This is a genomic window from Pseudomonas sp. FGI182 (assembly GCF_000511325.1).
GTDB lineage: Bacteria > Pseudomonadota > Gammaproteobacteria > Pseudomonadales > Pseudomonadaceae > Aquipseudomonas > Aquipseudomonas putida_Z.
Map to the genome: position 1 here is coordinate 319,607 of NZ_CP007012.1, position 25,387 is coordinate 344,993.

Here is a 25,387-nt window from a genome sequence, read left to right on the forward strand (position 1 = left end):
CCGTGGGGTCATTCCGAGGGTGGAACGTAGCCTTCCGCCTGGGCGTATTCTTCGCCGGCGAAAAACTTGTCCATCTCGCCCTGGAGGAATTTGCGGTCCTCGCCGTTCATCATGTTCAGGCGCTTTTCGTTGATCAGCATGGTCTGGTGCTTCTGCCAGTCGGCCCAGGCTTTCTGCGAGATGTGTTCGAAGATGTCCTGGCCCTTGGCGCCGGGGTAGGGCGGGCGCTCCAGGCCTGGCAGTTCTTCTTTGTACTTGCGGCACATCACGGTGCGGGTCATCGGGCGTCTCCTGCAATCAGTTCGTCGGCCGCGCGTTTGAGCAGCTTTTTCACCGGGGCGGCGAGGCCCAGGCGCGGTGGGGTGGCGAGGTTATACCAGAGCCAGTCGGCCTCGGCCACGTGCTGGCCGACCGGGTCGACGCGCACCAGCCAGGGCTCGATCGCCAGCTGGAAGTGGCTGAAGGTATGGGTCAGGCCGTCCATGGCGCGGCTGTCAGCCAGGCGCAGGCCGTGCTGGTAGGCCAGATCGTCGAGCTGGGCGATGTCGTCCAGCTCCGGCAGGCTCCACAAACCACCCCACAGGCCGCTGGACGGGCGGCGGTAAAGCAGGATGGCGCCTTCGTGGTTGGCCAGCAGTGGCATCAGTGTGCGGCGTTGCGGCAGTGCCTTGCGCGGCTTGGGTTCGGGGTAGCGGGTTTCTTCACCGTGCAGGTGCGCTTCGCAGCCGCGCTGCAGCGGGCAGATCAGGCAGCTGGGCTTGCTGCGGGTGCACAGCGTGGCGCCCATGTCCATCATCGCCTGGGTGTAGTGGTTGGCTCGCTGCTGCGGGGTAAAGCGTTCGGCCGTGGCCCACAGCTGGTTGGCTACCTTGGGTTCGCCGGGGTAGCCGGCCTGGGCGGTGTAGCGGGCCAGCACGCGCTTGACGTTGCCGTCGAGGATCGGTGCGCGGATGCCCATGCTTATGCTGGCGATGGCACCGGCGGTGGAGCGGCCGATGCCGGGCAGCTCGGTGAGCTGCTCGACACTGCGCGGGAATTCGCCGCCATGCTGTTCGACCACGATCTTCGCGGCCTTTTGCAGGTTGCGTGCCCGGGTGTAGTAGCCCAGGCCCGTCCACAGGTGCAGCACCTCGTCCTCCGGCGCCTCGGCCAGGGCCTGCACGGTCGGCAGGGCCTGCATGAAGCGGTCGAAGTAGTTGAGCACGGTGCTGACCTGGGTCTGCTGCAACATGATTTCCGACACCCACACCCGGTACGGGTTGATGCCCTGTTGCCAGGGCAGGTCGTGCCGGCCGTGTTCGTCATACCAATCCAGCACTGCGCTGGAGAACTGCTCGGGGCTCATCGCTTGAACAGCCCCTTGAGCGCGTCTTTCAGTTCCGGGCTCACTTTGTCTCCGAGTTTTTCATCGATCTTGTCCTGCAGGCGGTTGCCGGCCACCTTGGCGGCAACCTTGCCCAGGCCGTCCTGGTCCAGGCGGCAGGCTTTGGCGCCCAGCTCCAGCGGGCCGCGGCAGCGCAGCGGTATTTCGACACCCACATAGCGTTCGTTGACCTGGCAGGCCGGGTCCGGCATGGCGCGCCGGTCGCCTTCGACGACCACGCCAACGTTGTAGTCCATGCCCAGTACACGCAGGTCGAGGTCACCATGGCCATTGACGGTCAGGCCCGGAATGCGTGCCTTGAGGTCCGGGTTGTTGGCGACGCCATTGCGTACTACCAGGCTGCCACGCAGTTCCTGGAACGGGGTGTCCTTGCCGCGAGGCTCGCCGGTGAGCGATTTGCGGTTCAGCGTGGCGATGGCCTTGCACAGCTGCTGTTCCAGGTTGGCATTGACCAGCACGCCGTCGTTGATGACGAAGTTGGCGTTGCCGTTGAGGGTGTCGACCAGGGCCTTCTGGCTGTTGCCGGTGGCGGTCAGGTCGCTGGTCAGGGTCAGCAGGCCTTTGACCGGTGGCGTCTGTTCCTTGCCCTCGGTCTTGATGAAGTGTTCCACCGGCACCCGCTGGATGCTGGTGTTGACGCCCAGTTGCGGCACGGCAGGGCGCACGTCGACGGTGCCCTTGGCCTCGAAGGTGCCGTTGTACAGTTCACCGCGCAGGGTTTGCAGGGTCAGCAGGCCGTCCTGGCCGATAGCCTTGAGCTGGGCGTCTTCGATCGGCAGTTTGTCCAGGGTCAGCGAGCCGAAGGCCAGGTCGGCCTGCAAGTCGAGGGCGCGCAGGCGGTCGACCGGCAGCAGCTTGTCGTCGCTCCAGGCGACCTGGGTCGGGGCGTTGGGAAGTGGCGTGGTGCCAGGGCCGGCGACCGCGCTGGCTTCCTGTTGCTTGACCTCGGCCTGGCGCGCGGCGGTGGCGCCCTTGGCCTCTTCACTCTTGGCCGGCAGGTAGCGGTCGGCGTTGAAGGTGTCGCCCTTGAGCTGCAGGCGCAGGGCCTGTTTGGCGAAGTCTTCGACGGCCACGCGGCCACTGAAGGTGCTGTCGTCCAGCTTCACCGCCAGGTCTTCCAGGGCCAGGCTGTTCGGCGTGCCCTGCAGGCGGGTGACCAGTTCCAGCTTGGCGAAGGCCGCCGGGTCGTTGGTGGCCGGCAGCGGGCGGCCGATGCTGTCGAGGAAGGTGCGCAGGTCGAACTGGGCGATGGACAGGCCGCCGCTCAGCTGTGGCACCTTGTCCAGGTCTCGCAGGTTCAGCTCGCCCAGGGCGCGCAGCTGGTTGGCCGAGACTTTCAGGCCGTTCCACGAGGCGACATTGGCGGCCAGGTCGACCAGCAACTGGCCTTGGGCGGCGAAGGTCACGGTCTTGCCGCTGGTGGGCTCACCCGAGGTTTCGCCAGACAGGCGCATGTCTTCGAAGTTGTAGCGCTTGAGCTTGCGGTCGAAGCGCAGCTCGCCGGCCAGTTCGGTGCGGGCCTTGATGTTCGGCTGGCTGGCACTGAGGAAGGCGCTGGCCTTGAGCGGAATGTTCGCCCCTTCGTGGACCGGGCCGGTGCTCAGCTGGATGCTTTCGGCGCTGTAGCTCTGGCCGGTCTTGGCATCGGTGTACTGCACGCGGGCGTTGTTCACGGTCAGGCTGTCGATGTCCAGCTTGACGGCGCGTTCGTTGCTGGCGACCGGTGCCGACGCCTGTTCGGCCGTTGCCTGGGCCGGAGCACTGGCCTGCGCATCGGCGCTGGCGCCGTTCTGCGCGGGCAGCGGCTTGCCGATGTCTTCCCAGTTGCCATGGCCCTGTTCGTCACGGGCCAGGGTCAGGTTCAGGCCCTCGACGCGCACGTCGCTCATCTGCACTTCGCGGCGCAGCAGTGGCAGCACACGTACAGAAAGCCCGAGCATCTGCAGGTCGGCGAACGGCTCCTTGGGTTTGTTCAAGGTGGCAATGCTCGCTTCGTGCAACTCCAGGCCCAGCCACGGGAACAGGCTCCAGCCAATGTCACCGTTGAGGGTCAGCTCGACGTGAGCCTTGTCACGTGCCAGCTGGCGAATCTCGTCTTTGTAGTCGTTGGGATCGAAGAGGTGGGTCAGGGCGAAGCCCAGCGCCACGATGATCAGCAGCAACCCGAGAAGCCCTAGTCCCAGGATTTTGCCGAACGCTTTCATGGGCGAGTCCTTGTAGTCCGTTTTTGAAATTCAAGCGCCAGAGTATAGCGCCGCAGTGGTTGCCCCTGCGTATTCGACTAGAGATACAGGGCATTTCCTACGTGTATGGCAGATGGTACGGCTTTCGACCTTGATTTTTCAGCCCGCGATGAAATGCGGTCCGCTGTAGGAGCGGCCTTGTGTCGCGATGGGGCGCAAAGCGGCCCCGCACTTTCAGCTTCGCAGCAGGTAATGTCGGGGCTGCTGCGCAGCCCTTTCGCGACACAAGGCCGCTCCTACAGGGGGAGAGCAGGTTTTCAGAAAGAGGACCGTTTCAGCCGAGCAAAAATTAACGATATCAGATTGCTTTCACGCTACTTGATGCTGCTACCCTTGCGCCGCTTTGCCTGCACCCTACCTATAAGAAGGATCTGATCCATGAGCAGTACCGTCGCGGCGGGGACCTTGGCCAGTGCGCCAGGCTTCCTGTCGAAGGAGCGCATCATCGCCCGTCCGGGCTTCAACCGCTGGCTAGTCCCGCCGGCCGCCCTGGCCATCCACCTGTGCATCGGCATGGCCTATGGCTTCTCGGTGTTCTGGCTGCCGCTGTCGCAAGCCCTCGGCATCACCGCCCCGGTTGCCTGCGCAGCGGACATGGGCTTCATGGCCCGTATGTTCAGCGCCGAGTGCGATTGGCCGATTTCCATGCTGAGCTGGATCTACACCCTGTTCTTCGTCTTCCTCGGTTGCTCGGCGGCCGTGCTGGGTGGTTGGCTGGAACACGCCGGCCCGCGCAAGGCCGGCCTGGTGTCGGCGCTGTGCTGGTGCGGCGGCATGCTGATTTCGGCGATTGGCGTGAAAACCCATCAGCTGTGGCTGATGTGGCTGGGTTCCGGCGTAATCGGTGGTATTGGCCTGGGCCTGGGCTACATCTCGCCGGTGTCGACCCTGATCAAGTGGTTCCCGGACAAGCGCGGCATGGCCACCGGCATGGCGATCATGGGCTTTGGTGGCGGGGCCATGGTCGGTGCACCGCTGGCCACCGCGCTGATGGGCCATTTCGGCAATGCGCAGGAAGTGGGCGTGTGGCAGAGCTTCGTCGTCATGGCGGCGATCTACTTCGTGTTCATGACCGCCGGTGCCCTGGCGTATCGCATACCGCCGACCGGCTGGAAGCCAGAAGGCTGGAGCGCCCCGGTGAAGAAAGCTGGCAACGCCATGGTCACCGACCGCCACGTGCACGTCAGCATGGCCTGGAGGACCCCGCAGTTCGCGCTGATCTGGCTGGTGCTGTGCCTGAACGTGTCGGCGGGTATCGGCATCCTCGGCATGGCTTCGCCGTTGCTGCAGGAAGTGTTCGCCGGCAAGCTGCTGGGCAACGGGCTGAGCTTCAGCGAGCTGAACAGCGCCCAGCTGGCGCAGATTGCCGCGATTGCCGCCGGCTTCACCGGCCTGCTGAGCCTGTTCAACATCGGCGGGCGGTTCTTCTGGGCGTCGTTCTCGGACTACATTGGCCGCAAGAACACCTATTTCGCCTTCTTTGCCCTGGGCGTGGGCTTGTACAGCCTGGTGCCGAACATGGGGCACCTGGGTAACGTGGCGCTGTTCGTCGCGGCGTTCTGCATCATTCTGTCGATGTACGGTGGTGGTTTTGCCACGGTACCGGCCTACCTGGCCGACCTGTTCGGCACGCAGATGGTCGGCGCCATTCATGGCCGCCTGCTGACCGCCTGGGCGGCGGCGGGGGTGCTGGGACCGGTGCTTATCACCTACCTGCGCGAGTACCAGTTGGCGGCCGGGGTGGAGCGTGCGGCTGCTTATGACATGACCCTGTACATCCTCGCCGGCCTGCTGGTGCTGGGCTTTGTCTGCAACATGCTGGTGCGACCGGTGGCCGACAAGCATTTCATGAGCGATGCCGAACTGGCTGCCGAGCGGGCGTTGAGCCATGACAAGGGCGCCGACGGGGCGCGCTCGCTGGAGTGGAAGGCGGCACCGGGTAGCCTGCCGCTGGTGCTGTTGGCCTGGGCAGTGGTGGTCGTGCCGTTGGCCTGGGGCGTTTGGATTACCCTGCAGAAGACGGCTGTGCTGTTCCATTGATTGGGGCGCTTTGCGCCCCATCGCGACACAAGGCCGCTCCTACAGGGTTCACCTGTAGGAGCGGCCTTGTGTCGCGATGGGCTGCAAAGCAGCCCCAGGCCACCCGGTTGTATAGACCTGTACGGTATCCAGCCTGCGTAATTCCTCGTTCTGCCATATGTCATCCGCGTTTCAAGCCGGCGCGTTCTAGGCCTATAATGAAGCCCTTTTCGCCTAATGATTTTGCGGAGCTGGTGATGGTCGAACGTAAGGCTTCCGTCGAGCGCAATACCCTGGAAACCCAGGTCAAGTGCTCGATCAACCTCGATGGCAGTGGCAAGGCCCGATTCGATATCGGTGTGCCTTTCCTTGAACACATGCTGGACCAGATTGCCCGCCATGGGCTGATCGATCTGGATATCGAGTGCAAGGGTGACACGCATATCGACGATCACCATACCGTCGAAGACGTCGGCATCACCTTGGGCATGGCATTCGCCCAGGCCATCGGTGACAAGAAGGGCATCTTCCGCTACGGCCACGCCTATGTGCCGCTGGACGAAGCGCTGTCGCGCGTGGTCATCGACTTCTCCGGTCGCCCGGGCCTGCAGATGCACGTGCCGTACACCCGCGCCAGCGTCGGTGGCTTCGATGTCGACCTGTTCCAGGAGTTCTTCCAGGGCTTCGTCAACCACGCCCTGGTGACCCTGCACATCGACAACCTGCGTGGCCACAACACCCACCACCAGATCGAGACCGTGTTCAAGGCTTTCGGCCGCGCCCTGCGCATGGCCATTACCCTCGACGAGCGCATGGCCGGGCAGATGCCATCCACCAAAGGGTGCCTGTAAATGCAGACGGTAGCCGTAATCGACTATGGCATGGGCAACCTGCACTCGGTGGCCAAGGCGCTCGAGCATGTAGGGGCCGGTAAGGTGCTGGTCACCAGCGATGCCACGGTCATCCGCGAAGCCGACCGCGTGGTATTCCCGGGCGTGGGCGCGATTCGCGACTGCATGGCCGAAATCCGCCGCCTGGGCTTCGACAGCCTGGTGCGCGAAGTCAGCCAGGACCGCCCGTTCCTCGGCATTTGCGTGGGTATGCAGGCACTGCTCGACCACAGCGAAGAAAACGACGGTGTCGACTGCATCGGCATGTTCCCCGGCCAGGTGCGCTTCTTCGGCAAAGATCTGCAGGAAGACGGCGAGCATCTGAAGGTGCCGCACATGGGCTGGAACGAAGTCGGCCAGACCAACGACCACCCGCTGTGGCACGACATCCCCGATCGTGCGCGGTTCTACTTCGTGCACAGCTACTACATCAATGCCGGCAAGCCGGCCCAGGTGGTCGGCCGCGGCCATTACGGTGTCGATTTCGCCGCTGCGCTGGCGGATGGCTCGCGCTTTGCCGTGCAGTTCCACCCGGAGAAGAGCCATACCCATGGCCTGCAGCTGCTGCAGAACTTCGTCGCCTGGGACGGGCGCTGGTAAATGAGCAGGTCGAAGACCAAGGCCCCGGTCATCACCCTGGCCCCCGAGCAGGAGCGCGAAGCGCTGCATACGCTCAAGCGCTTCCTCGAAGACCGTTTCGAGCTGGAGCTGGGGTCGTTCGAAGTGGCCGAAGTCCTCGAGCTGTTCAGCAAAGAAATTGCACCCCTTTACTACAACAGGGCGATTGCCGATGTTCAGCTGCACCTCAAGGAGCGGTTCGAGAGCATCGAAAGCGATCTGTGGGCGCTCGAGAAGCCCTGAAAACCCAAGAACAGACAGGTTCCCAAGATGCTGATTATCCCCGCTATCGATCTGAAGGACGGTGCCTGCGTGCGCCTGCGCCAGGGCCGCATGGAAGACTCCACGGTATTTTCCGACGACCCGGTGAGCATGGCCGCCAAGTGGGTCGAGGGTGGCTGCCGCCGCCTGCACCTGGTCGACCTCAACGGCGCCTTCGAAGGCCAGCCGGTCAACGGTGAAGTGGTCACCGCCATTGCCAAGCGCTACCCGACCCTGCCGATCCAGATCGGCGGTGGCATCCGCTCGCTGGAAACCATCGAGCACTACGTCAAGGCTGGCGTCAGCTACGTGATCATCGGCACCAAGGCGGTCAAGCAGCCGGAGTTCGTCGCCGAAGCGTGCAAGGCCTTCCCGGGCAAGGTCATCGTTGGCCTGGACGCCAAGGATGGCTTCGTCGCCACCGACGGCTGGGCTGAGGTGAGCTCGGTGCAGGTCATCGACCTGGCCAAGCGTTTCGAGGCCGATGGCGTCTCGGCGATCGTCTACACCGACATCGCCAAGGACGGCATGATGCAAGGCTGCAACGTGCCGTTCACCAAGGCGCTGGCAGAAGCTACCTCGATCCCGGTGATCGCCTCGGGCGGCATCCACAACCTGGGCGACATCAAGGCCCTGCTGGACGCCAAGGCCCCGGGCATCATCGGCGCCATCACCGGCCGTGCCATCTACGAAGGCACCCTCGATGTCGCCGAGGCCCAGGCCTTCTGCGACAACTACCAAGGCTGAGGACTGAACCATGGCACTGGCCAAGCGCATCATCCCTTGCCTGGACGTGGACAACGGCCGGGTGGTCAAGGGCGTCAAGTTCGAGAACATCCGTGATGCCGGCGACCCGGTGGAAATCGCCCGTCGCTACGACGAGCAAGGTGCCGACGAAATCACCTTCCTCGACATCACCGCCAGCGTCGATGGCCGCGACACCACCCTGCATACCGTCGAGCGCATGGCCAGCCAGGTGTTCATCCCGCTGACCGTGGGCGGTGGCGTGCGCACCGTGCAGGACATCCGCAACCTGCTCAATGCTGGTGCCGACAAGGTCTCGATCAACACGGCCGCGGTGTTCAACCCGGAGTTTGTCGGCGAGGCAGCGGACCGTTTCGGTTCGCAGTGCATCGTAGTCGCCATCGACGCCAAGAAGGTGTCCGGGCCGGGTGAGCAGCCGCGCTGGGAGATTTTCACCCACGGCGGGCGCAAGCCGACCGGGCTGGATGCCGTTGAATGGGCGAAGAAGATGGAAGGCCTGGGGGCTGGCGAGATCCTGCTGACCAGCATGGACCAGGACGGCATGAAGAACGGCTTCGACCTGGGTGTTACCCGTGCGATCAGTGATGCGCTGGGTATTCCGGTGATTGCCTCGGGCGGGGTGGGTAACCTGCAGCACCTGGCTGACGGCATTCTGGAAGGGCATGCCAGTGCGGTGCTGGCGGCCAGTATCTTCCACTTTGGTGAGTACACGGTGCCGGAAGCCAAGGCCTACATGGCTTCGCGCGGGATCGTCGTTCGCTGACCCATTGTTGGGAGGGCTTTGCCCTCCTTTCGCGACACAAGGCCGCTCCTACAGGGATACGCGTTCCCCTGTAGGAGCGGCCTTGTGTCGCGAAAGGGCCGCAACGCGGCCCCAATGGCATCAACCGTGGTTCTTGCCGAGCAGCGCGTGATACAGCTCGCTGTCGCCCAGAATCCCCACCACCTTGTCATTTTCCTGCAGCACCAGCTTGTTCCCGGTCTGGTAACGAATCTGCAGCGCATCACGCATGCCGATATCCGCGTGCACCAGGGTCGGCCTGCGGCCCAGCCCTTCCACCGACTGCCCCGGCGCCCAGTTCTGCATCTCCAGCCCGTTCTGCCCCTGGCGTGCGCGCTTGATCGAGTTGCCTTCGCCCAGGTCCAGCCAAGAGTCGCCACCCGGGTCCAGGCACACCGAACCATTCACCCGCTTGCAGTTGTCCAGGCTGCGCATCAGGCTGCGCCCGCACAGCACGTTCAGTGGGTTGGTGTGGGCTACGAAGGTACGCACATACTCGTCGGCCGGGTTGAGCACGATCTCTTCCGGCTTGCTGTACTGAATGATCCGCCCGTCCTTCATGATGGCGATGCGGCTACCCAGCTTCAGCGCCTCGTCCAGGTCATGGCTGACGAACACGATGGTCTTGCTCAGCTTGGCCTGCAGGCCCAGCAACTCGTCTTGCAGGCCCTGGCGGATCAGCGGGTCCAGTGCCGAGAACGGTTCGTCCATCAGCAGGATGTCGGCATCCATCGCCAGCGCCCGGGCCAGGCCCACGCGCTGCTGCATGCCGCCAGACAGTTCGTCCGGCTTCTTGTTGCGCCACTGGGTCAGGCCCACCAGCTCGAGCTTCTCGTCGACCAGCTTGCGCCGTTCCTTCTCGGGGCGGCCCTGCATTTCCAGGCCAAAGCTGATGTTCTCGCGCACCGTCAGCCAGGGCATCAGGGCGAATTTCTGGAACACCATGGCAATGCGCTTGGTGCGCATCATCTTCAGCTCGGCGGGGGTGCAGTGGGCAATGTCGATGTGCTTGCCTTCATGCTCGACGAACAGCTTGCCGCGGCTGACGGTGTTCAGGCCGTTGATGCAGCGCAGCAAGCTCGACTTGCCAGAACCGGACAGGCCCATCAGCACGCAAATCTCGCCCTTCTGGATATCCAGGTTGGCTTTTTCGACACCCACCACCAGGCCGGTCTGCTTGAGGATCTGCTCGCGGGTCTGGCCCTGGTCGAGCAGGGCCAGCGCTTCGCGCGGCTTGTTGGAGAAGATGACGTCGACGTCTTCGAAACGAATGATGCTCATGCTTCACCCCTTACCGGCAGGTCCGGTTGCTTGCAGATACGGTCGAGCATGATCGCCAGCAGCACGATCGCCAGGCCCGCTTCGAAGCCCAGGGAAATATCGGCGGTGTTCAGTGCGTTGACCACAGGTTTGCCCAGGCCGTCAGCGCCGACCAGGGCGGCAATCACCACCATCGACAGCGACAGCATGATGCACTGGGTAACGCCGGCGGCGATGCTTGGCATCGCGTGCGGCAGTTCGATACGGGTGAGCAGCTGGCGCCGCGAGCAGCCAAAGGCCTTGCCGGCGTCCATCAGCTCCTGCGGGACGTCGCAGATGCCCAGATAGGTGAGGCGGATCGGCGCGGCGATGGCGAACACCACCGTCGAGATCAGCCCCGGCACCACACCCAGGCCGAACAGGGTCAGGGTGGGGATCAGGTAGACGAAGGTAGGTACCGTCTGCATCAGGTCGAGTACCGGGCGCATGGCGGTATAGAACATCGGTTTGTGTGCGGCGACGATGCCCAGTGGCACGCCGATGGCCACGCAAACCACTGTGGCGAAGGTGACCTGCGCCAGGGTTTCCATGGTTTCCTGCCAGTAACCCAGGTTGAGGATCAGCAGGAACGACAGGGCAACGAATGCGGTCAGCGCCCACTTGCGCTGGATGAAATGCGCCAGGGCGGCGAACAGAGCGATGAGCACGAACGGATTGAAGAAAGTCAGGGCGCTGGTGACGCCATGGATCATGAACTCCAGGCCTTGCGCGATGGCGTCGAAGTAATTCGCGCCGTTCTGGGTCAGCCACTCGACGAACGACGCGATGTACTGGCCCAGGGGTATTTTCTGATCGATAAGCATGATAGCGAGCTTCCACCTGCATAGATTGAAATCAACCCGGGGCAGGCACGGGCCTGCCCCGAGGTAGCGCTATTGCGTATTTCGTTATTGCGTCAGCTTGGCCTTGGCCGCCTCAAGGCCCGGTTTGCCATCCACGGTGGTTACGCCGGCCAGCCAGGCATCCAGTTTGCCAGGGTTGTCCTTGAGCCACTTCTTGGCCGCCGCCTCGGGTTTCATCTTGTCGTCCAGGACATAGCCCATCATGGTGCTTTCATCCTTGAGCTCGAACGACAGGTTCTTCAACAGCTGGCCAACGTTGCTGCATTCCTGCACATAGCCCTTGCGGGTGTTGGTCAATACGGTCGCCTTGCCGAAGTCGGGGCCGAAGAACTCGTCCCCGCCGGTCAGGTACTGCATCTTGAAGCGGGTGTTCATCGGGTGCGGTTCCCAGCCGAGGAACACCAGCGCATCGCCGCGTTTCTGCGCGCGGTCGACCTGCGACAGCATGCCGGCCTCGCTGGACTGGACGATCTTGAAGCCGGCGTCCTTCAGGCCGAAGGCGTTCTTGTCGATCATGCTCTGGATGGTGCGGTTGCCATCGTTGCCGGGCTCGATGCCGTAGATCTTGCCGTCGAGTTCTTTCTTGAACTTGGGAATGTCGCTGAAATCCTTCAGGCCCTTGTCATACAGCGCCTGGGGCACGGCCAGGGTGTACTTGGCGTTTTCCAGGTTGGCGCGCACTGTTTCTACAGTACCGGCGTCGCGGTACTGCTTGATGTCGTTCTCCATGGTCGGCATCCAGTTGCCGAGAAACACGTCCAGGTCCTTGCCGGTGGCCAGCGACTTGTAGGTCACCGGTACCGAGATCATGGTGGTGTGGGTCTTGTAACCCAGTGCTTCGAGCACAACGCTGGTGGTCGCGGTGGTTACCGTGATGTCGGTCCAGCCGACATCCGAGAACCGTACCGTCTGGCATTGCTCGGGTTCGGCGGCCTGGGCCAGCAAAGGCGCGGACAGCAACGCAACCAGCAACAGCGAGGGTGAACCTTTCATGGATGGACTCCTGTGATTTTGTCTTCGGGTTCGCGTGGGTCGCCGGGCTTTCTCAGGGTCCGGTCGACCAGGCCTGCAGAGGGCAGGATGCGTGGCCGTGCTTTACGAGTCGCTTTCGATAATCCTCCAGCGCTGGGCAATCGCCTACTGGTGGGGTCGTAACCAGTACGGAACGGGTCGTATCCAGTATGGGCGATGTCGCTTATGGATTTTTCCACCCCCTCAGCCGCATTTTTACGTCACCAGGCCGCCGGAAAGCGGCGTGGCGAGGGCAGCTCCCCGGTAAAAAACAGCGCGGCGCTGCTGGACAAAAGTACGTCGGTTGCAGACGGCGAGGGGGTTGGTAAAAGCCCGATGATGCGTGCATTCAAGGCGGCCCGCTGCTTCAGCCTAGCAGCTGTCCCGCCCTGCGCATGGCGCGCAGAGACAAGCCCAGCAAGAGGTGATTCGACAATGGCCATCAGCGTGTTCGACCTGTTCAAGATCGGTGTCGGGCCCTCCAGCTCCCACACCGTCGGCCCCATGCGTGCTGGCGCCCTGTTCGTCCAGGGTCTGCGCGAACGCGGCGAGCTGGAACGAGTGAAGCGGATCGAAGTGCGCCTGTATGGCTCGCTGTCGGCCACGGGTGTGGGGCATGGCACCGACAATGCCACCATCATGGGCCTGATGGGTGAATGGCCTGACGCCATCGACCCGACCCAGATCGCACCGCGTATCGCCGACCTGCGCGAAACCAACACCCTGCAGCTGGACAGCCGCCTGCCCATCGAATTCGTCTGGGCCCGAGACATGCTGCTGCTGGACGAGAACCTGCCGTACCACCCCAACGCGATGACCCTGATTGCCGAAGGCGAGCAGGGCGAGCTGCACCGCGACACCTACTACTCGGTGGGTGGCGGCTTCGTGGTCGATGCCGCCCAGGCCGCCAGCGGCGTGCTGGATGCCGACCAGACGGTGCTGCCGTACGACTTCAACAGCGCCGCCGAACTGCTGCGCCTGTGCAAGCAAAACGACCTCAGCGTGTCGCAATTGATGATGGCCAACGAGAAGGTCTGGCGCAGCGAGGAAGAGATCCGCGCCGGCCTGCACAAGCTCTGGGAAGCCATGCAGGAATGCGTCAACAACGGCCTGAAGTACGAAGGCACGCTGCCCGGCGGGTTGAACGTGCGCCGCCGCGCCGCCAAGCTGCACCGCAGCCTGCAGGAAATCGGCAAGCCCAACGTGATCGGCTCGACCATGAGCGCCATGGAGTGGGTCAACCTGTTCGCCCTGGCGGTCAACGAAGAGAACGCCGCCGGCGGGCGCATGGTTACCGCGCCGACCAACGGTGCGGCGGGCATCATCCCGGCAGTGTTGCACTATTACATGCGCTTCAGCGATGCGGTGGACGAGTCCAGCGTGGTTGATTTCTTCCTCGGTGCTGCCGCGGTGGGCATCCTGTGCAAGAAGAACGCGTCGATCTCCGGTGCCGAAGTGGGTTGCCAGGGTGAAGTCGGTTCGGCTTGCGCCATGGCCGCGGCGGGCCTTGCCGAAGTGCTGGGTGCGACCCCGCCACAGGTGGAGAACGCTGCCGAGATCGCCCTGGAGCACAACCTGGGCCTGACCTGCGACCCGGTCGGCGGGTTGGTGCAGGTGCCGTGCATCGAGCGCAACGCGATTGCCGCGGTAAAGGCCATCAACGCGGTGCAGATGGCCCTGCGTGGTGATGGCGAGCACTTCATTTCCCTCGACCAGGTGATCCGCACCATGCGCGATACCGGGGCCGACATGCACGACAAGTACAAAGAGACCTCGCGCGGTGGTTTGGCGGTCAGCGCAATCGAGTGCTGATAGCTTGATCTGACCTCAAGGGCCTCTTCGCGGGTGAACCCGCTCCCACAGGTACTGCGTTGCTCTCACTCGCGGTGCTGTACTTGTGGGAGCGGGTTTACCCGCGAAGAGGCCCTTGAGTTTGACGCAGGTGCAGCACAGTCCCCCAATGCCCCTTTATGGTGCATTACGACGCATACCGATCGTCGGGTGTCGTTATCAGTGTGGGCGTTGTCGGTGACACTCAAGAGTGTCGTTTCTGGGCATCCTACACTGCACATGTCACCAAATTGCTCAGCCGTTACACGCACAGCGCCTAGCACGCCAGTTCCACGAAGATTGGCCAACTCGATCAAAGCACCTGATTTGCCTGACAAAGGCGTCGTTTTCAGGTTTTTTTGGATAGCCGTTCAATTTCAGGCACGGCGTTTGCGTTGAGATTGGCACCAAGGCCCCTGCACATGAACCGGGGCCATACATAACAAGAAATCAGTGCTCGCCTGAGGCACACCCTGCATTTGTGTGAGGAGAAATCGCGATGACGTCGTACACCTCCGGGAACCCAACCCAGAACCGCACAGCCCCCCAGTCCATCGGGTTTCTCCTACTGGACAATTTCACCCTCATTTCCCTGGCATCGGCCGTCGAGCCGCTGCGCATGGCCAACCAGCTGTCCGGCCGCGAGCTGTACCGCTGGCACACCCTCACAGCCGATGGTGGACAGGTGTGGGCCAGCGATGGCTTGCAGATAACCCCTGACGCCGCCATGCACAGTGCGCCCCCCATCGATACCGTGATTGTCTGTGGCGGCGTGGGCATCCAGCGCAGCGTTACCCGCGAGCATGTCACCTGGTTGCAAACCCAGGCCCGTCAGTCGCGCCGTCTGGGCGCGGTATGTACCGGTAGCTGGGCCTTGGCCTGTGCCGGGCTGCTGGATGGTTTCGATTGCAGCGTGCACTGGGAATGCCTGGCGGCCATGCAGGAGGCCTACCCGCGGGTCAACATGAGCACCCGCCTGTTTACCCTCGACCGTAACCGCTTCACCAGCTCCGGCGGCACTGCGCCGCTGGACATGATGCTGCACCTGATCAGCCGCGACCACGGCCGTGAACTGTCGGCTGCGATTTCCGAAATGTTCGTCTACGAGCGCATCCGCAACGAGCAGGATCACCAGCGCGTGCCGCTCAAGCACATGCTTGGCACCAACCAGCCGAAGCTGCAGGAAATCGTCGCGCTGATGGAGGCCAACCTCGAAGAGCCGATCGACCTGGATGAACTGGCGGTATACGTGTCGGTATCGCGTCGGCAGCTCGAGCGCCTGTTCCAGAAGTACCTGCACTGTTCGCCGTCGCGTTACTACCTGAAGCTGCGCCTGATCCGCGCCCGGCAGCTGCTGAAGCAGACGCCGATGTCGATCATCGAAGTGGCGTCGGTGTGCGGCTTCGTGTCTACCCCGCACTTCTCCAAGTGCTACCGCGAGTATTTCGGCATTCCGCCGCGTGACGAACGCGTGGGCTCCAACACTGCGCAGCAGGTGGCGATGATGCCGATCCCGCAGGCCATGACCCTGTCACCGCACAGCGGCCCGATGGCGGCCCTGAGCCAAGCGCGCAACGAGTCGACCTTTGCCAGTGTAAGGCTCTGAAACGGAGCCGGCCTCTTCGCGGGCTTGCCCGCTCCCACAGGAGCTGCACAGTGTTTGAAATCTGTGCAATCCCTGTGGGAGCGGGCAAGCCCGCGAAGAGGCCGGTGCAGGAAAACTCTGTCAGCCGCGCTTGTTGAACTGCGCCAACGCCGGCAACAGCTGTTTGTCGATGGCCTGGCGCACCGCCGGCAGGATCGTCGCGCTACCGGTATACATCTGCTCCACCATTCCCTTCAGCGCCCGTGCATTGGGCTCGGTCAGCCCACGCACCACCGCTTCGCACGCCTGCTCGGCAGTAGCGCCGGCCGGAATCTCGAACCCGCGCGCGCGCAGGTGGCCTGCCAGATCGTCCTGGTCAATCAAATCCGCATGCATCATGGCTGTTGTCCCTTTTATCGCTAAGAGAGTGCTGCTGTGATTTACGACCGATTCTGTGACGCCGGCGACATGCCCGCAACAACAGAATGGCGCCATGGCTGCTTTGGCTAAGAACAGGTCGTTCCCGGCTAAATCCACCTGCCAGGAAGTGCGCAAACTCAAGCCATCTACCGCAACGGAGGGTTTGGTCACCCTCGTTCGTGCACAGTGGATGTTGCTCGCTCTTGGCCCCGGATGCTCACGGCTTTCCGGGGTTATTTTTTTCCTGAATACATGACCTGTGGGAGCGGGCGTGCCCGCGAATGCGGCGGTGAACCCACCATCGCATTCGCGGGCACGCCCGCTCCCACAGGTTATGTTTTGCTGCTCAGTTTGGCGTAGGCAGGGCTATCACCCGGCCGACGAACTCAGCCGGGGGCACATCCTGCTGCTCATCCACCAACCCTTGCAGCAACCCGAAACTACGCTCACTGAACGGCGCCGACTTCGGCCCTCCCAGGTCCACATGCAGCAGCATCTGCTCACTGGCCGCCAGCGCTTCGTCGAACCCTGCCCGGTGCAGGCTGTGGTAGACATGCAGGCGCTTGCGGTCGAAGCCGATGATCTGCGTCTGCACCCATACCTCGGTGCCCAGCTTCACTTCGTGCAGGTAGTTGATGTGCGCCTCCAGGGTGAACAGCGAGTTACCGCTCTGGCCGCGGCTGTCGGCATCCAGGCCGATGCGCTCCATCAGCGCGTCGGTGGCGTAGCTGAAGATCAGCAGGTAGAAGGCATCGCGCAGGTGCCCGTTGTAGTCGACCCAGTCCTCCTGGACTGGGGTGCGGTAGGTGATCAGTGCGGGCATCGCGGTCTCCTCAGTCGCCGAAAGCCATACCGTGCTTGGCCTTGCTGGTCTTCACCGCTTCCAGCACTGCCAACAGGGTGTCATCACGATAGCGCTCCAGCGCGGCGATGCTGCGGTCGCCCAGTTGCTCGGAGGTCCCTTCGACCACATCGTCGATCAGCTTGTCGGTCAGCTCTGGTGCCGGCAGGTAAGTCCACGGCAGTTGCAGCGCCGGGCCGAACTGGGCCATGAAGTGACGCATGCCTGCGTCACCACCGGCCAGGGTGTAGGTGAGGAACGTGCCCATGAACGACCAGCGCAGGCCGGCGCCGAAGCGGATGGCATCGTCGATCTCGCCGGTGCTGGCCACGCCGTCGTTGACCAGGTGCAGGGCCTCGCGCCACAGGGCTTCGAGCAGGCGGTCGGCGATGAACCCGGGCACTTCCTTGCGTACGTGCAGCGGGCGCATGCCCAGGTTGGTGTAGATGGCCCTGGCAGCTTCGATGGCCTCGGGGGCGGTGCGGTTGCCGCCGACGATTTCCACCAGCGGCAGCAGGTACACCGGGTTGAACGGGTGGCCGACCACGCAGCGCTCGGGGTGGGTGGCCGACTCGTAGAACTCGCTGGGCAGCAGGCCCGAGGTGCTGGAACCGATGATCGCGTCGGGTTTGGCGGCAGCGCTGATCTTTGCGTGCAGGTCGAGTTTCAGGTCCAGGCGTTCAGGGGCGCTTTCCTGGATGAAATCGGCATCGCGGACGCATTCCTCGATGGTGGGGACGAACTTCAGGCGGTCTTGTGAAGCGCCTGGTGCCAGGCCTTGCTTTTCCAATGCCGGCCAGGCGTTGGCGATGCGCTTGCGCAACGCCTGCTCGGCGCCTGGCGCCGGGTCCCAGGCGACCACGTCCAGCCCGTGGGCCAGGGCGCGCGCGACCCAGCCGCTGCCGATCACGCCACTACCCAGGGCGGCGAAGGTCTTGATCTTGGTGATGAAGGTCATGTTGGGCTCCTGAAAGTGTCAGCGGCGTTTGAGGTTCATCTTTTCCCGGCCTTCGGCCGGGGTCAGCACACGGGCGCCAAGGCGCGAAATGATCTCCACCGCGCGCTCGACCAACTGGCCGTTGCTGGCCAGCACGCCACGGTCCAGGTACAGGTTGTCCTCCAGGCCCACCCGCACGTTGCCGCCCAGCAGCACCGCCTGTGCGGCCATCGGCATCTGCATGCGGCCAATGCCGAACCCGGCCCAGGTGACGTTGGCCGGCAGGTTGTCGACCATCGCCTTCATGGTGGTGGTATCGGCCGGCGCGCCCCACGGGATGCCCAGGCAAAGCTGGAACAGCGGGTCGTCGAGCAGGCCTTCCTTCATCATCTGCTTGGCGAACCACAGGTGGCCGGTGTCGAAGATTTCCAGCTCGGCTTTTACCCCCAGCTCGGTGATGCGTTTGGCGCCGGCGCGCAGTTGTGCCGGGGTGGAGACGTAGATCGAGTTGCCGTCGCCGAAGTTGAGGGTGCCGCAGTCCAGGGTGCAGATTTCCGGCAACAACGCTTCGACGTGGGCCAGGCGCTCCAGCGGGCCGATCAGGTCGGTACCCGGGCCGAATTCCAGTGGTGATTCACCCGGGCCGATTTCCAGGTCGCCACCCATGCCCGCGGTAAGGTTGACGATGATGTCCACGTCGGCTTCACGGATGCGTTCCATGACTTCGCGATACAGCGCCACGTCACGGCTGAAGCGGCCGGTTTGCGGGTCGCGCACGTGGCAGTGGACCACGGTGGCGCCGGCTTTGGCGGCCTCTACGGCAGACTCGGCGATCTGCTTGGGGGTGACTGGAACAAGGTGGCTTTTCGAGGCGGTGTCGCCGGCGCCGGTGAGGGCGCAGGTGATGATGACGTCGTGGTTCATGGCGGGGTTCCTTGTGGTGTCTGGTGGCCTTTTCGCGGGTAAACCCGCTCCCACAGGGGACGATGTTGCCCCTGGCATGTGCATGACTTGTGGGAGCGGGTTTACCCGCGAATGGGCCGGATCAGTTGGCAGTGAGGTTGAGGTTGTCGGCAGCCGGCTTGCCATCGAAGGTGGTCACACCCTCCAGCCAGCGGGCCTTGTCCTCGGGGTGGTCCTTGAGCCACTGGCGGGCCGATTCCAGCGCATCCTTGTGGTCGAGCAGCGGCTGCATCATGCGGCTCTCGTCCTCGGCGCTGAAGTTCAGGTTGGCCAGCAGGCGGTGGGCGTTGGGGCAGCGTTCGGCGTAGTCCGGTGCGGTCACCGTCCACACTGTCGCGCGGCCTTCGTCAGGGCCCAGGGCGTCCTGGCTGTCGCCCAGGTAGACCATGTCGATATTCACGTTCATCGGGTGCGGTGCCCAGCCGAAGAACACCACGGCCTCGTTGCGCCGCACCGCGCGATCGACGGCCGCCAGCATGCCGGCCTCGCTGGACTCGACCAGCTGGAACTTGCCCAGGCCGAACTGGTTCTTGGCGATCATCGCCTTGATCTGGGTGTTGGCGCCGGAGCCCGGTTCGATGCCGTAGATTTTCCCGCCCAGTTCCTTTTCGAACTTGTGGATGTCGGCGAAGGTCTTCAGGCCCTTGTCGGCCAGGTACTTGGGTACCGCCAGGGTAGCGCGGGCGTCTTCCAGGCTGGGCTTGTCGAGCACCTTGACCTGCTTGGCGTCGACGAACGGGGTAATGGTCTGGGTCATGATCGGGTTCCAGTAACCCAGGAACATGTCCAGGCGCTTGTCGCGGATGCCGGCGAAGATGATTTGTTGCGAAGCGCTGGTCTGCTTGGTCTGGTAGCCCAGGCCGTCGAGCAGCACCTGGGCCATGGCGCTGGTGGCGATGACGTCGGTCCAGTTGACCACGCCCAGACGGACGTTCTTGCAGGCCGCAGGCTCGGCGGCGAATAGTGGGGAAGCGGCGATGCTGCTCAGGGCAAGGGTCAACAGGCTGCGGCGGATCAAGCGTTGCATGGTGGCTCTCCATCGGCAGTGCATATTGTTATTGGGGTTCGACCTCTCTGGGTCGTATGAAGAAGCTACGCTGCTGTCAGGGTGGAAAATCGCACCCTGGCGACCAACATTTGCACGGAGGCGACCACCTTTGCCGTGGAGCATGCAATGCCGCAAATCATTCACTTCCTGTTGTTGCCCGGGTTCTCGGCCATGGGTTTCATCAGTGCCCTGGAGCCACTGCGGGTGGCCAACCGCTTCAAGGGCCCGTTGTATCGCTGGCAGGTATTGAGCCTGGACGGTGGGGCGGTGCAGGCCAGCAATGGCATGTCGGTGAACGCCGATGCAGCGCTGGCGGCGGGCGAGCCTGGTGGCATCCTGCTGATCGTCGCCGGTTTCGAGCCATTGGCCTGTTACGGACCGGCGCTGCAGCAGGCGCTACGCCGCCTGGACCATGAGGGGGTGGTTCTAGGTGGCATCGATACCGGCGCGGTGGTGCTGGCCGAGGCCGGCCTGCTCGACGGCCACCGCGCCACCGTGCACTGGGAGGCGCTGGAGGCATTCAAGGAGAACTACCCGAGCCTGCAGGCCACCCAGGAACTGTTCGAAATTGACCGGCGGCGCATCACCTGTGCCGGTGGCACCGCTTCGATCGACCTGATGCTCGACCTGATTTCCCAGGCCCACGGCAGTGAACTGGCGGTGCAGGTGTCGGAGCAATTCGTGCTCGGACGTATCCGCCAGCGACAGGACCACCAGCGCATGCAGATTGCCAGCCGCTATGGCATTAGCAACAAGAAGCTGGTGAAGGTGATTGGTGAAATGGAGCGCAACACCGAGCAGCCGCTCAATACCCAGGTGCTGGCCGAAGCGGTGCAGGTGACCCGGCGGCAACTGGAGCGGTTGTTCCGCGTGCACCTGGACGACACGCCCAGTGGGTTCTATTTGCGACTGCGCCTGGACAAGGCTCGGCAGTTGTTGCGCCAGACCGACATGAGTGTGCTGGAGGTGGGGGTGGCGTGCGGGTTCGAGTCGGCTTCGTACTTTACCCGCTGCTATCGGGCACGGTACCAGCGTTGCCCGCGGGAGGACCGCTTGGCCCGGGTGGTTTGATTTCCTCCTGTACCGGCCTCTTCGCGGGCACGCCCGCTCCCACAGATACTCCACAGAATTCAAAACCTGTGCAGTACCTGTGGGAGCGGGCGTGCCCGCGAAGAGGCCGGTACAGGCTTACTGCTGGCCGATGGACTGCAGGTACTCCGAACGGTCATCACTGCGCTGCGCCACACAGGTATCCCACGCCGCCTGGAACGCCTTGCTGCCGGGCTTCTCGGCATAGGTCTCAACCTTGCAGTCGGCATCGCGCAGCTGTGCCCACAGCTTCTCGGCCGCGTCCATACGCCCGACCAGCGCAGTGGCCTTGTCGCCTTCATCGGCATACTGGTCGCGGATGCGCTGGATCAGTTCGTCATACGCCGCTTTCAGCTCGCGCTCGGCGGTCTGCTTGTTGAACGCAGCGCAGGCATAGGTCTGCTGGTCGGTCTCGACGTTGTCGCACGGGGTGCTTTCTTCCTCGCCGGCCTGGGCGCCCGATACGACAGCCAGCAGTACCAGCCATGCCATTGATTTCATCCGTTTTCTCCTCAACAGGCTGACGAATCGCTGGGATTCTCGCTCAGCCGAAGGCAAGGCGGTAGCTCCCTGACGAAATGTTCATAAAGCCGCCGGAAACGTCGTTATCGAGACTGTCTCTCATCGCCAGACGGCGCGCCAGAGGGCGCGATGTCGCGCATTGACGCTTTCGGCAAACCCCCTGTCGTTTTTGCATCGGGGCGCCTTTGGGCACAGGCATATGCTGGCCCCAAAGCGCCGGCAATAAGGTTTGGCGCAAACCCATTCAATAAAAGGGGACAGCCTGATGAGCCCAGCCGAACTTCACGCCGACAGCATCGTCATCGACGGCCTGATCATTGCCAAATGGAACCGCGAGCTGTTCGAGGACATGCGCAAAGGCGGGCTGACTGCGGCCAACTGCACGGTGTCGGTCTGGGAAGGCTTCAAGGCTACCGTCGACAACATCGCCGCCAGCCAGAAGCTGATCCGCGATAACAGCGACCTGGTGATGCCGGTACGCACCACCGCCGACATCCGCAAGGCCAAGGAACTGGGCAAGACCGGCATCCTCTTCGGCTTCCAGAACGCCCACGCCTTCGAAGACCAGATCGCCTACGTCGACGTGTTCAAGCAGCTGGGCGTGGGCATCGTGCAGATGTGCTACAACACCCAGAACCTGGTCGGCACCGGCTGCTACGAGCGTGACGGCGGCCTGTCGGGCTTCGGCCGCGAGATCGTTGCCGAAATGAACCGCGTCGGCATCATGTGCGACCTGTCCCACGTCGGCTCCAAGACCTCCGAAGAAGTCATCCTCGAGTCGAAAAAGCCGGTCTGCTACTCGCACTGCCTGCCTTCGGGCCTGAAGGAACATCCGCGCAACAAGTCGGACGAAGAGCTGAAGTTCATCGCCGACCACGGCGGTTTCGTCGGCGTGACCATGTTCGCGCCGTTCCTGGCCAAGGGCATCGACTCCACCATCGACGACTACGCCGAAGCCATCGAGTACACCATGAACATCGTCGGTGAAGACGCCATCGGTATCGGTACCGACTTCACCCAGGGCCACGGCCAGGACTTCTTCGAGTACCTGACCCACGACAAGGGTTACGCCCGTCGCCTGACCAACTTCGGCAAGATCATCAACCCGCTGGGCATCCGCACTGTGGGCGAATTCCCCAACCTCACCGAAACCTTGCTCAAGCGCGGCCACTCCGAGCGCGTGGTACGCAAGATCATGGGTGAGAACTGGGTCAACGTCCTCAAGGACGTGTGGGGCGAGTAAGCCGCTCTCCAAGCCTGAAAGCCCCTGCCAGCAACGCCGGGGCATCCCAATAAAAAATTTTATGGAGTTGAGTTTCCATGGCCAAGATCGCCCCGCAATTGCCAATCGAAGTAGACAGCGAGACCGGTGTCTGGACCAGCGACGCCTTGCCGATGCTGTATGTGCCGCGCCATTTCTTCGTCAACAACCACATGGGCATCGAAGAAGTCCTGGGCGCCGACAAGTACGCCGAGATCCTCTACAAGGCCGGCTACAAGTCCGCCTGGCACTGGTGTGAAAAAGAAGCCGAGTGCCATGGCCTGGAAGGCGTGGCGGTGTTCGAGCACTACATGAAGCGCCTGAGCCAGCGCGGCTGGGGTCTGTTCGAAATCCAGGACATCGACCTCGACAAGGGCACCTGCAGCGTCAAGCTCAAGCACTCCGCGTTCGTGTACGTCTATGGCAAGTGCGGCCGCAAGGTCGACTACATGTTCACCGGCTGGTTCGCCGGCGCCATGGACCAGATTCTCGCTGCCCGCGGCAGCTCGATCCGCACTGTGGCCGAACAGGTCTATGGCGGGTCGGAAGAAGGCCACGAAGATGGCCTGTTCGTTACAAAGCCGTTGTAAGCCGGAGATAGCGTCATGGCATTCGAAGCAATGTTCCAGCCGATCCAGATCGGCAAACTGACCATCCGCAACCGTGTGCTCAGCACCGCGCACGCCGAGGTCTACGCCACTGACGGCGGCATGACGACCGACCGCTACGTGAAGTACTACGAAGAGAAGGCCAAGGGCGGTATCGGCCTGGCGATCTGCGGCGGCTCGTCGGTGGTGGCCATCGACAGCCCGCAGGAGTGGTGGGCGTCGGTCAACCTGTCGACCGACCGCATCATCCCGCACTTCCAGAACCTGGCCGACGCCATGCACAAGCATGGCGCCAAGATCATGATCCAGATTACCCACATGGGCCGTCGCTCGCGCTGGGACGGCTTCAACTGGCCGACCCTGATGTCGCCGTCGGGTATCCGTGAACCCGTGCACCGCGCCACCTGCAAGACCATCGAGGTGGAAGAGATCTGGCGCGTGATCGGCAACTACGCGCAAGCTGCCCGCCGCGCCAAGGAAGGTGGCCTGGACGGCGTGGAACTGTCGGCCGTGCACCAGCACATGATCGACCAGTTCTGGAGCCCGCGGGTCAACAAGCGTACCGACGAATGGGGCGGTACCTTCGAAGGCCGCATGAAGTTCGGCCTGGAAGTACTGAAGGCCGTGCGTGCCGAAGTCGGTGACGACTTCTGCGTGGGCATGCGTATCTGTGGCGACGAGTTCCACCCCGATGGCCTCAGCCACGAGGACATGAAGCAGATCGCTGCCTACTACGACGCCACTGGCATGCTCGACTTCATCGGCGTGGTCGGTTCGGGTTGCGACACCCACAACACCCTGGCCAACGTCATCCCGAACATGAGCTACCCGCCGGAGCCGTTCCTGCACCTGGCGGCCGGCATCAAGGAAGTGGTCAAGGTCCCGGTGCTGCACGCGCAGAACATCAAGGACCCGAACCAGGCCACGCGTATCCTCGAAGGCGGCTACGTGGACATGGTCGGCATGACCCGTGCGCACATGGCTGACCCGCACCTGATCGCCAAGATCAAGATGGGCCAGATCGACCAGATCAAGCAGTGCGTCGGTGCCAACTACTGCATCGACCGCCAGTACCAGGGCCTGGATGTACTGTGCATCCAGAACGCCGCGACCTCCCGTGAATACATGGGCGTGCCGCACATCATCGAGAAGACCACCGGCGCCAAGCGCAAGGTGGTGGTGGTTGGCGCCGGCCCGGCCGGCATGGAAGCGGCCCGCGTGGCTGCCGAACGTGGCCACGATGTGACCCTGTTCGAGAAGAAGGAGCAGATCGGCGGGCAGATCACCATCGCCGCCAAGGCCCCGCAGCGCGACCAGATCGCCGGTATCACCCGCTGGTACCAGCTGGAGCTGGCGCGCCTGAAGGTCGATCTGCGCCTGGGCACCGCCGCCGATGTGGCTGCCATCCAGGACCTGCGCCCGGACATCATCGTGCTGGCGGTGGGTGGGCATTCCTTCCTGGAGCAGAACGAGCACTGGGGCGCCGCCGAAGGGCTGGTGGTCAGCAGCTGGGACGTGCTCGACGGCAAGGTTGCGCCGGGCAAGAACGTGCTGGTGTACGACACCATCTGCGAGTTCACCGGCATGTCGGTGGCTGACTTCATCGCCGACAAGGGCAGCCAGGTCGAGATCGTCACCGACGACATCAAGCCGGGTGTGGCCATGGGCGGTACTACCTTCCCGACCTACTACCGCAGCATGTATCCGAAAGAAGTGATCATGACCGGCGACATGATGCTGGAAAAGGTCTACCGCGAAGGCGACAAGCTGGTGGCGGTGCTGGAAAACGAATACACCGGCGCCAAGGAAGAGCGCGTGGTCGACCAGGTGGTGGTGGAGAACGGCGTGCGTCCTGACGAGCAGCTGTACTACGCACTGAAGGAAGGTTCGCGCAACAAAGGCCAGATCGACGTGGAGGCACTGTTCGCCATCAAGCCACAGCCGATCCTCAGCCAGCCGGGCGAAGGCTACCTGCTGTACCGCATCGGCGACTGCGTGGCCCAGCGCAACGTGCATGCGGCGATCTACGACGCCTTGCGCCTGTGCAAGGACTTCTGATCGCACCGCCTCTCTAGAGGCGGGACTGGCCCCCCTGTAGGAGCGGCCTTGTGTCGCGATGGGCTGCGCAGCAGCCCCAGGATTTGTGCAG

24 protein-coding genes are annotated in these 25,387 nt (G+C 63.3%); 12 read left to right on the forward strand and 12 right to left on the reverse strand.

Annotated elements, in window-relative coordinates; translation table 11 throughout:
- Nucleotides 1-8: 8 nt before the first annotated feature.
- From C163_RS01395 to C163_RS01405, 3 genes are read right to left on the reverse strand one after another with little or no spacing between them, the layout of a single operon-like run.
- Nucleotides 9-281 (reverse strand): oxidative damage protection protein, encoded by a 273-nt coding sequence (locus tag C163_RS01395; RefSeq protein WP_025337368.1) that lies wholly within the window; start codon nucleotides 279-281, stop codon nucleotides 9-11.
- Nucleotides 278-1,345, reverse strand: a complete 1,068-nt coding sequence (gene mutY, locus C163_RS01400; protein WP_013970490.1) for an A/G-specific adenine glycosylase — start codon at nucleotides 1,343-1,345, stop codon at nucleotides 278-280. The genes C163_RS01395 and mutY overlap by 4 nt, the downstream gene beginning before the upstream one ends.
- Complete coding sequence (locus C163_RS01405; RefSeq protein WP_025337369.1) at nucleotides 1,342-3,588, reverse strand: AsmA family protein; 2,247 nt, start codon at nucleotides 3,586-3,588, stop codon at nucleotides 1,342-1,344. The genes mutY and C163_RS01405 overlap by 4 nt, the downstream gene beginning before the upstream one ends.
- 417 nt (nucleotides 3,589-4,005) lie before the next feature.
- On the opposite strand from C163_RS01405, the gene C163_RS01410 reads away from it, so the two are divergent.
- The 6 genes from C163_RS01410 to hisF all read left to right on the forward strand — a co-directional run bounded on the left by C163_RS01410 (nucleotide 4,006) and on the right by hisF (nucleotide 8,943).
- Entirely contained in the window at nucleotides 4,006-5,667 is a 1,662-nt protein-coding gene (locus tag C163_RS01410; RefSeq protein WP_025337370.1) for an OFA family MFS transporter, read from the forward strand.
- Nucleotides 5,668-5,903: 236 nt separating this feature from the next.
- Nucleotides 5,904-6,497, forward strand: coding sequence for an imidazoleglycerol-phosphate dehydratase HisB (gene hisB, locus C163_RS01415; RefSeq protein WP_003255736.1), 594 nt, complete (start codon nucleotides 5,904-5,906; stop codon nucleotides 6,495-6,497).
- On the forward strand, nucleotides 6,498-7,136 hold the full coding sequence (gene hisH / locus C163_RS01420) for an imidazole glycerol phosphate synthase subunit HisH (protein ID WP_025337371.1): 639 nt from the start codon (nucleotides 6,498-6,500) through the stop codon (nucleotides 7,134-7,136).
- Nucleotides 7,137-7,397, forward strand: coding sequence for a DUF2164 domain-containing protein (locus C163_RS01425; protein WP_003257483.1), 261 nt, complete (start codon nucleotides 7,137-7,139; stop codon nucleotides 7,395-7,397). It abuts the gene before it with no gap.
- A gap of 27 nt (nucleotides 7,398-7,424) precedes the next feature.
- On the forward strand, nucleotides 7,425-8,162 hold the full coding sequence (gene hisA, locus C163_RS01430) for a 1-(5-phosphoribosyl)-5-[(5-phosphoribosylamino)methylideneamino]imidazole-4-carboxamide isomerase (protein ID WP_003257484.1): 738 nt from the start codon (nucleotides 7,425-7,427) through the stop codon (nucleotides 8,160-8,162).
- A 10-nt stretch (nucleotides 8,163-8,172) separates the two neighbouring features.
- Nucleotides 8,173-8,943 carry an imidazole glycerol phosphate synthase subunit HisF gene (gene hisF, locus C163_RS01435; RefSeq protein ID WP_025337372.1) on the forward strand — a complete coding sequence of 257 codons (771 nt, stop codon included), beginning with the start codon at nucleotides 8,173-8,175 and terminating at the stop codon, nucleotides 8,941-8,943.
- Nucleotides 8,944-9,063: 120 nt separating this feature from the next.
- Here hisF and choV read toward each other — a convergent pair whose 3' ends face one another.
- The 3 genes from choV to choX (C163_RS01450) all read right to left on the reverse strand — a co-directional run bounded on the left by choV (nucleotide 9,064) and on the right by choX (C163_RS01450) (nucleotide 12,116).
- Nucleotides 9,064-10,242 (reverse strand): choline ABC transporter ATP-binding protein, encoded by a 1,179-nt coding sequence (choV, locus tag C163_RS01440; protein WP_025337373.1) that lies wholly within the window; start codon nucleotides 10,240-10,242, stop codon nucleotides 9,064-9,066.
- Nucleotides 10,239-11,087 (reverse strand): choline ABC transporter permease subunit, encoded by an 849-nt coding sequence (gene choW / locus C163_RS01445; RefSeq protein ID WP_169774667.1) that lies wholly within the window; start codon nucleotides 11,085-11,087, stop codon nucleotides 10,239-10,241. The genes choV and choW overlap by 4 nt, the downstream gene beginning before the upstream one ends.
- Before the next feature lie 81 nt (nucleotides 11,088-11,168).
- Nucleotides 11,169-12,116: a choline ABC transporter substrate-binding protein gene (choX, locus tag C163_RS01450; RefSeq protein ID WP_025337374.1), complete on the reverse strand. Its 948-nt coding sequence runs from the start codon at nucleotides 12,114-12,116 to the stop codon at nucleotides 11,169-11,171.
- Between the two features lie 453 nt (nucleotides 12,117-12,569).
- On the opposite strand from choX (C163_RS01450), the gene C163_RS01455 reads away from it, so the two are divergent.
- Together C163_RS01455 and C163_RS01460 are read left to right on the forward strand one after the other, a co-directional pair.
- A complete protein-coding gene (locus C163_RS01455) occupies nucleotides 12,570-13,946 on the forward strand; it encodes an L-serine ammonia-lyase (RefSeq protein ID WP_025337375.1) in 1,377 nt (458 codons plus the stop codon).
- 517 nt (nucleotides 13,947-14,463) lie between these two features.
- Nucleotides 14,464-15,570 (forward strand): GlxA family transcriptional regulator, encoded by a 1,107-nt coding sequence (locus tag C163_RS01460; RefSeq protein ID WP_025337376.1) that lies wholly within the window; start codon nucleotides 14,464-14,466, stop codon nucleotides 15,568-15,570.
- Between the two features lie 120 nt (nucleotides 15,571-15,690).
- Here C163_RS01460 and C163_RS01465 read toward each other — a convergent pair whose 3' ends face one another.
- The 5 genes from C163_RS01465 to choX (C163_RS01485) form a co-directional block, all read right to left on the reverse strand.
- Nucleotides 15,691-15,948: a hypothetical protein gene (locus C163_RS01465; protein ID WP_003257487.1), complete on the reverse strand. Its 258-nt coding sequence runs from the start codon at nucleotides 15,946-15,948 to the stop codon at nucleotides 15,691-15,693.
- 367 nt (nucleotides 15,949-16,315) lie between these two features.
- The gene (locus C163_RS01470) at nucleotides 16,316-16,792 is read right to left on the reverse strand and encodes a thioesterase family protein (protein ID WP_025337377.1); all 477 of its coding nucleotides are present in this window, start codon (nucleotides 16,790-16,792) and stop codon (nucleotides 16,316-16,318) included.
- 10 nt (nucleotides 16,793-16,802) lie between these two features.
- Nucleotides 16,803-17,768 carry an L-carnitine dehydrogenase gene (locus C163_RS01475; RefSeq protein ID WP_025337378.1) on the reverse strand — a complete coding sequence of 322 codons (966 nt, stop codon included), beginning with the start codon at nucleotides 17,766-17,768 and terminating at the stop codon, nucleotides 16,803-16,805.
- An 18-nt stretch (nucleotides 17,769-17,786) separates the two neighbouring features.
- A complete protein-coding gene (locus C163_RS01480; RefSeq protein WP_025337379.1) occupies nucleotides 17,787-18,671 on the reverse strand; it encodes a 3-keto-5-aminohexanoate cleavage protein in 885 nt (294 codons plus the stop codon).
- A 121-nt stretch (nucleotides 18,672-18,792) separates the two neighbouring features.
- Nucleotides 18,793-19,737, reverse strand: a complete 945-nt coding sequence (gene choX / locus C163_RS01485; protein ID WP_025337380.1) for a choline ABC transporter substrate-binding protein — start codon at nucleotides 19,735-19,737, stop codon at nucleotides 18,793-18,795.
- 147 nt (nucleotides 19,738-19,884) lie between these two features.
- Here choX (C163_RS01485) and C163_RS01490 point away from each other — a divergent pair, with 147 nt between their 5' ends.
- A complete protein-coding gene (locus tag C163_RS01490; protein WP_025337381.1) occupies nucleotides 19,885-20,829 on the forward strand; it encodes a GlxA family transcriptional regulator in 945 nt (314 codons plus the stop codon).
- A gap of 117 nt (nucleotides 20,830-20,946) precedes the next feature.
- Here C163_RS01490 and C163_RS01495 read toward each other — a convergent pair whose 3' ends face one another.
- On the reverse strand, nucleotides 20,947-21,348 hold the full coding sequence (locus C163_RS01495; protein ID WP_025337382.1) for a lysozyme inhibitor LprI family protein: 402 nt from the start codon (nucleotides 21,346-21,348) through the stop codon (nucleotides 20,947-20,949).
- Between the two features lie 286 nt (nucleotides 21,349-21,634).
- Here C163_RS01495 and C163_RS01500 point away from each other — a divergent pair, with 286 nt between their 5' ends.
- The 3 genes from C163_RS01500 to dgcA all read left to right on the forward strand — a co-directional run bounded on the left by C163_RS01500 (nucleotide 21,635) and on the right by dgcA (nucleotide 25,296).
- Nucleotides 21,635-22,612, forward strand: coding sequence for a dipeptidase (locus C163_RS01500; protein WP_003257506.1), 978 nt, complete (start codon nucleotides 21,635-21,637; stop codon nucleotides 22,610-22,612).
- A 77-nt stretch (nucleotides 22,613-22,689) separates the two neighbouring features.
- Nucleotides 22,690-23,220 (forward strand): DUF5943 domain-containing protein, encoded by a 531-nt coding sequence (locus tag C163_RS01505; protein WP_013970507.1) that lies wholly within the window; start codon nucleotides 22,690-22,692, stop codon nucleotides 23,218-23,220.
- A 15-nt stretch (nucleotides 23,221-23,235) separates the two neighbouring features.
- The gene (dgcA, locus tag C163_RS01510) at nucleotides 23,236-25,296 is read left to right on the forward strand and encodes a dimethylglycine demethylation protein DgcA (RefSeq protein ID WP_025337383.1); all 2,061 of its coding nucleotides are present in this window, start codon (nucleotides 23,236-23,238) and stop codon (nucleotides 25,294-25,296) included.
- Nucleotides 25,297-25,387 lie beyond the last annotated feature (91 nt).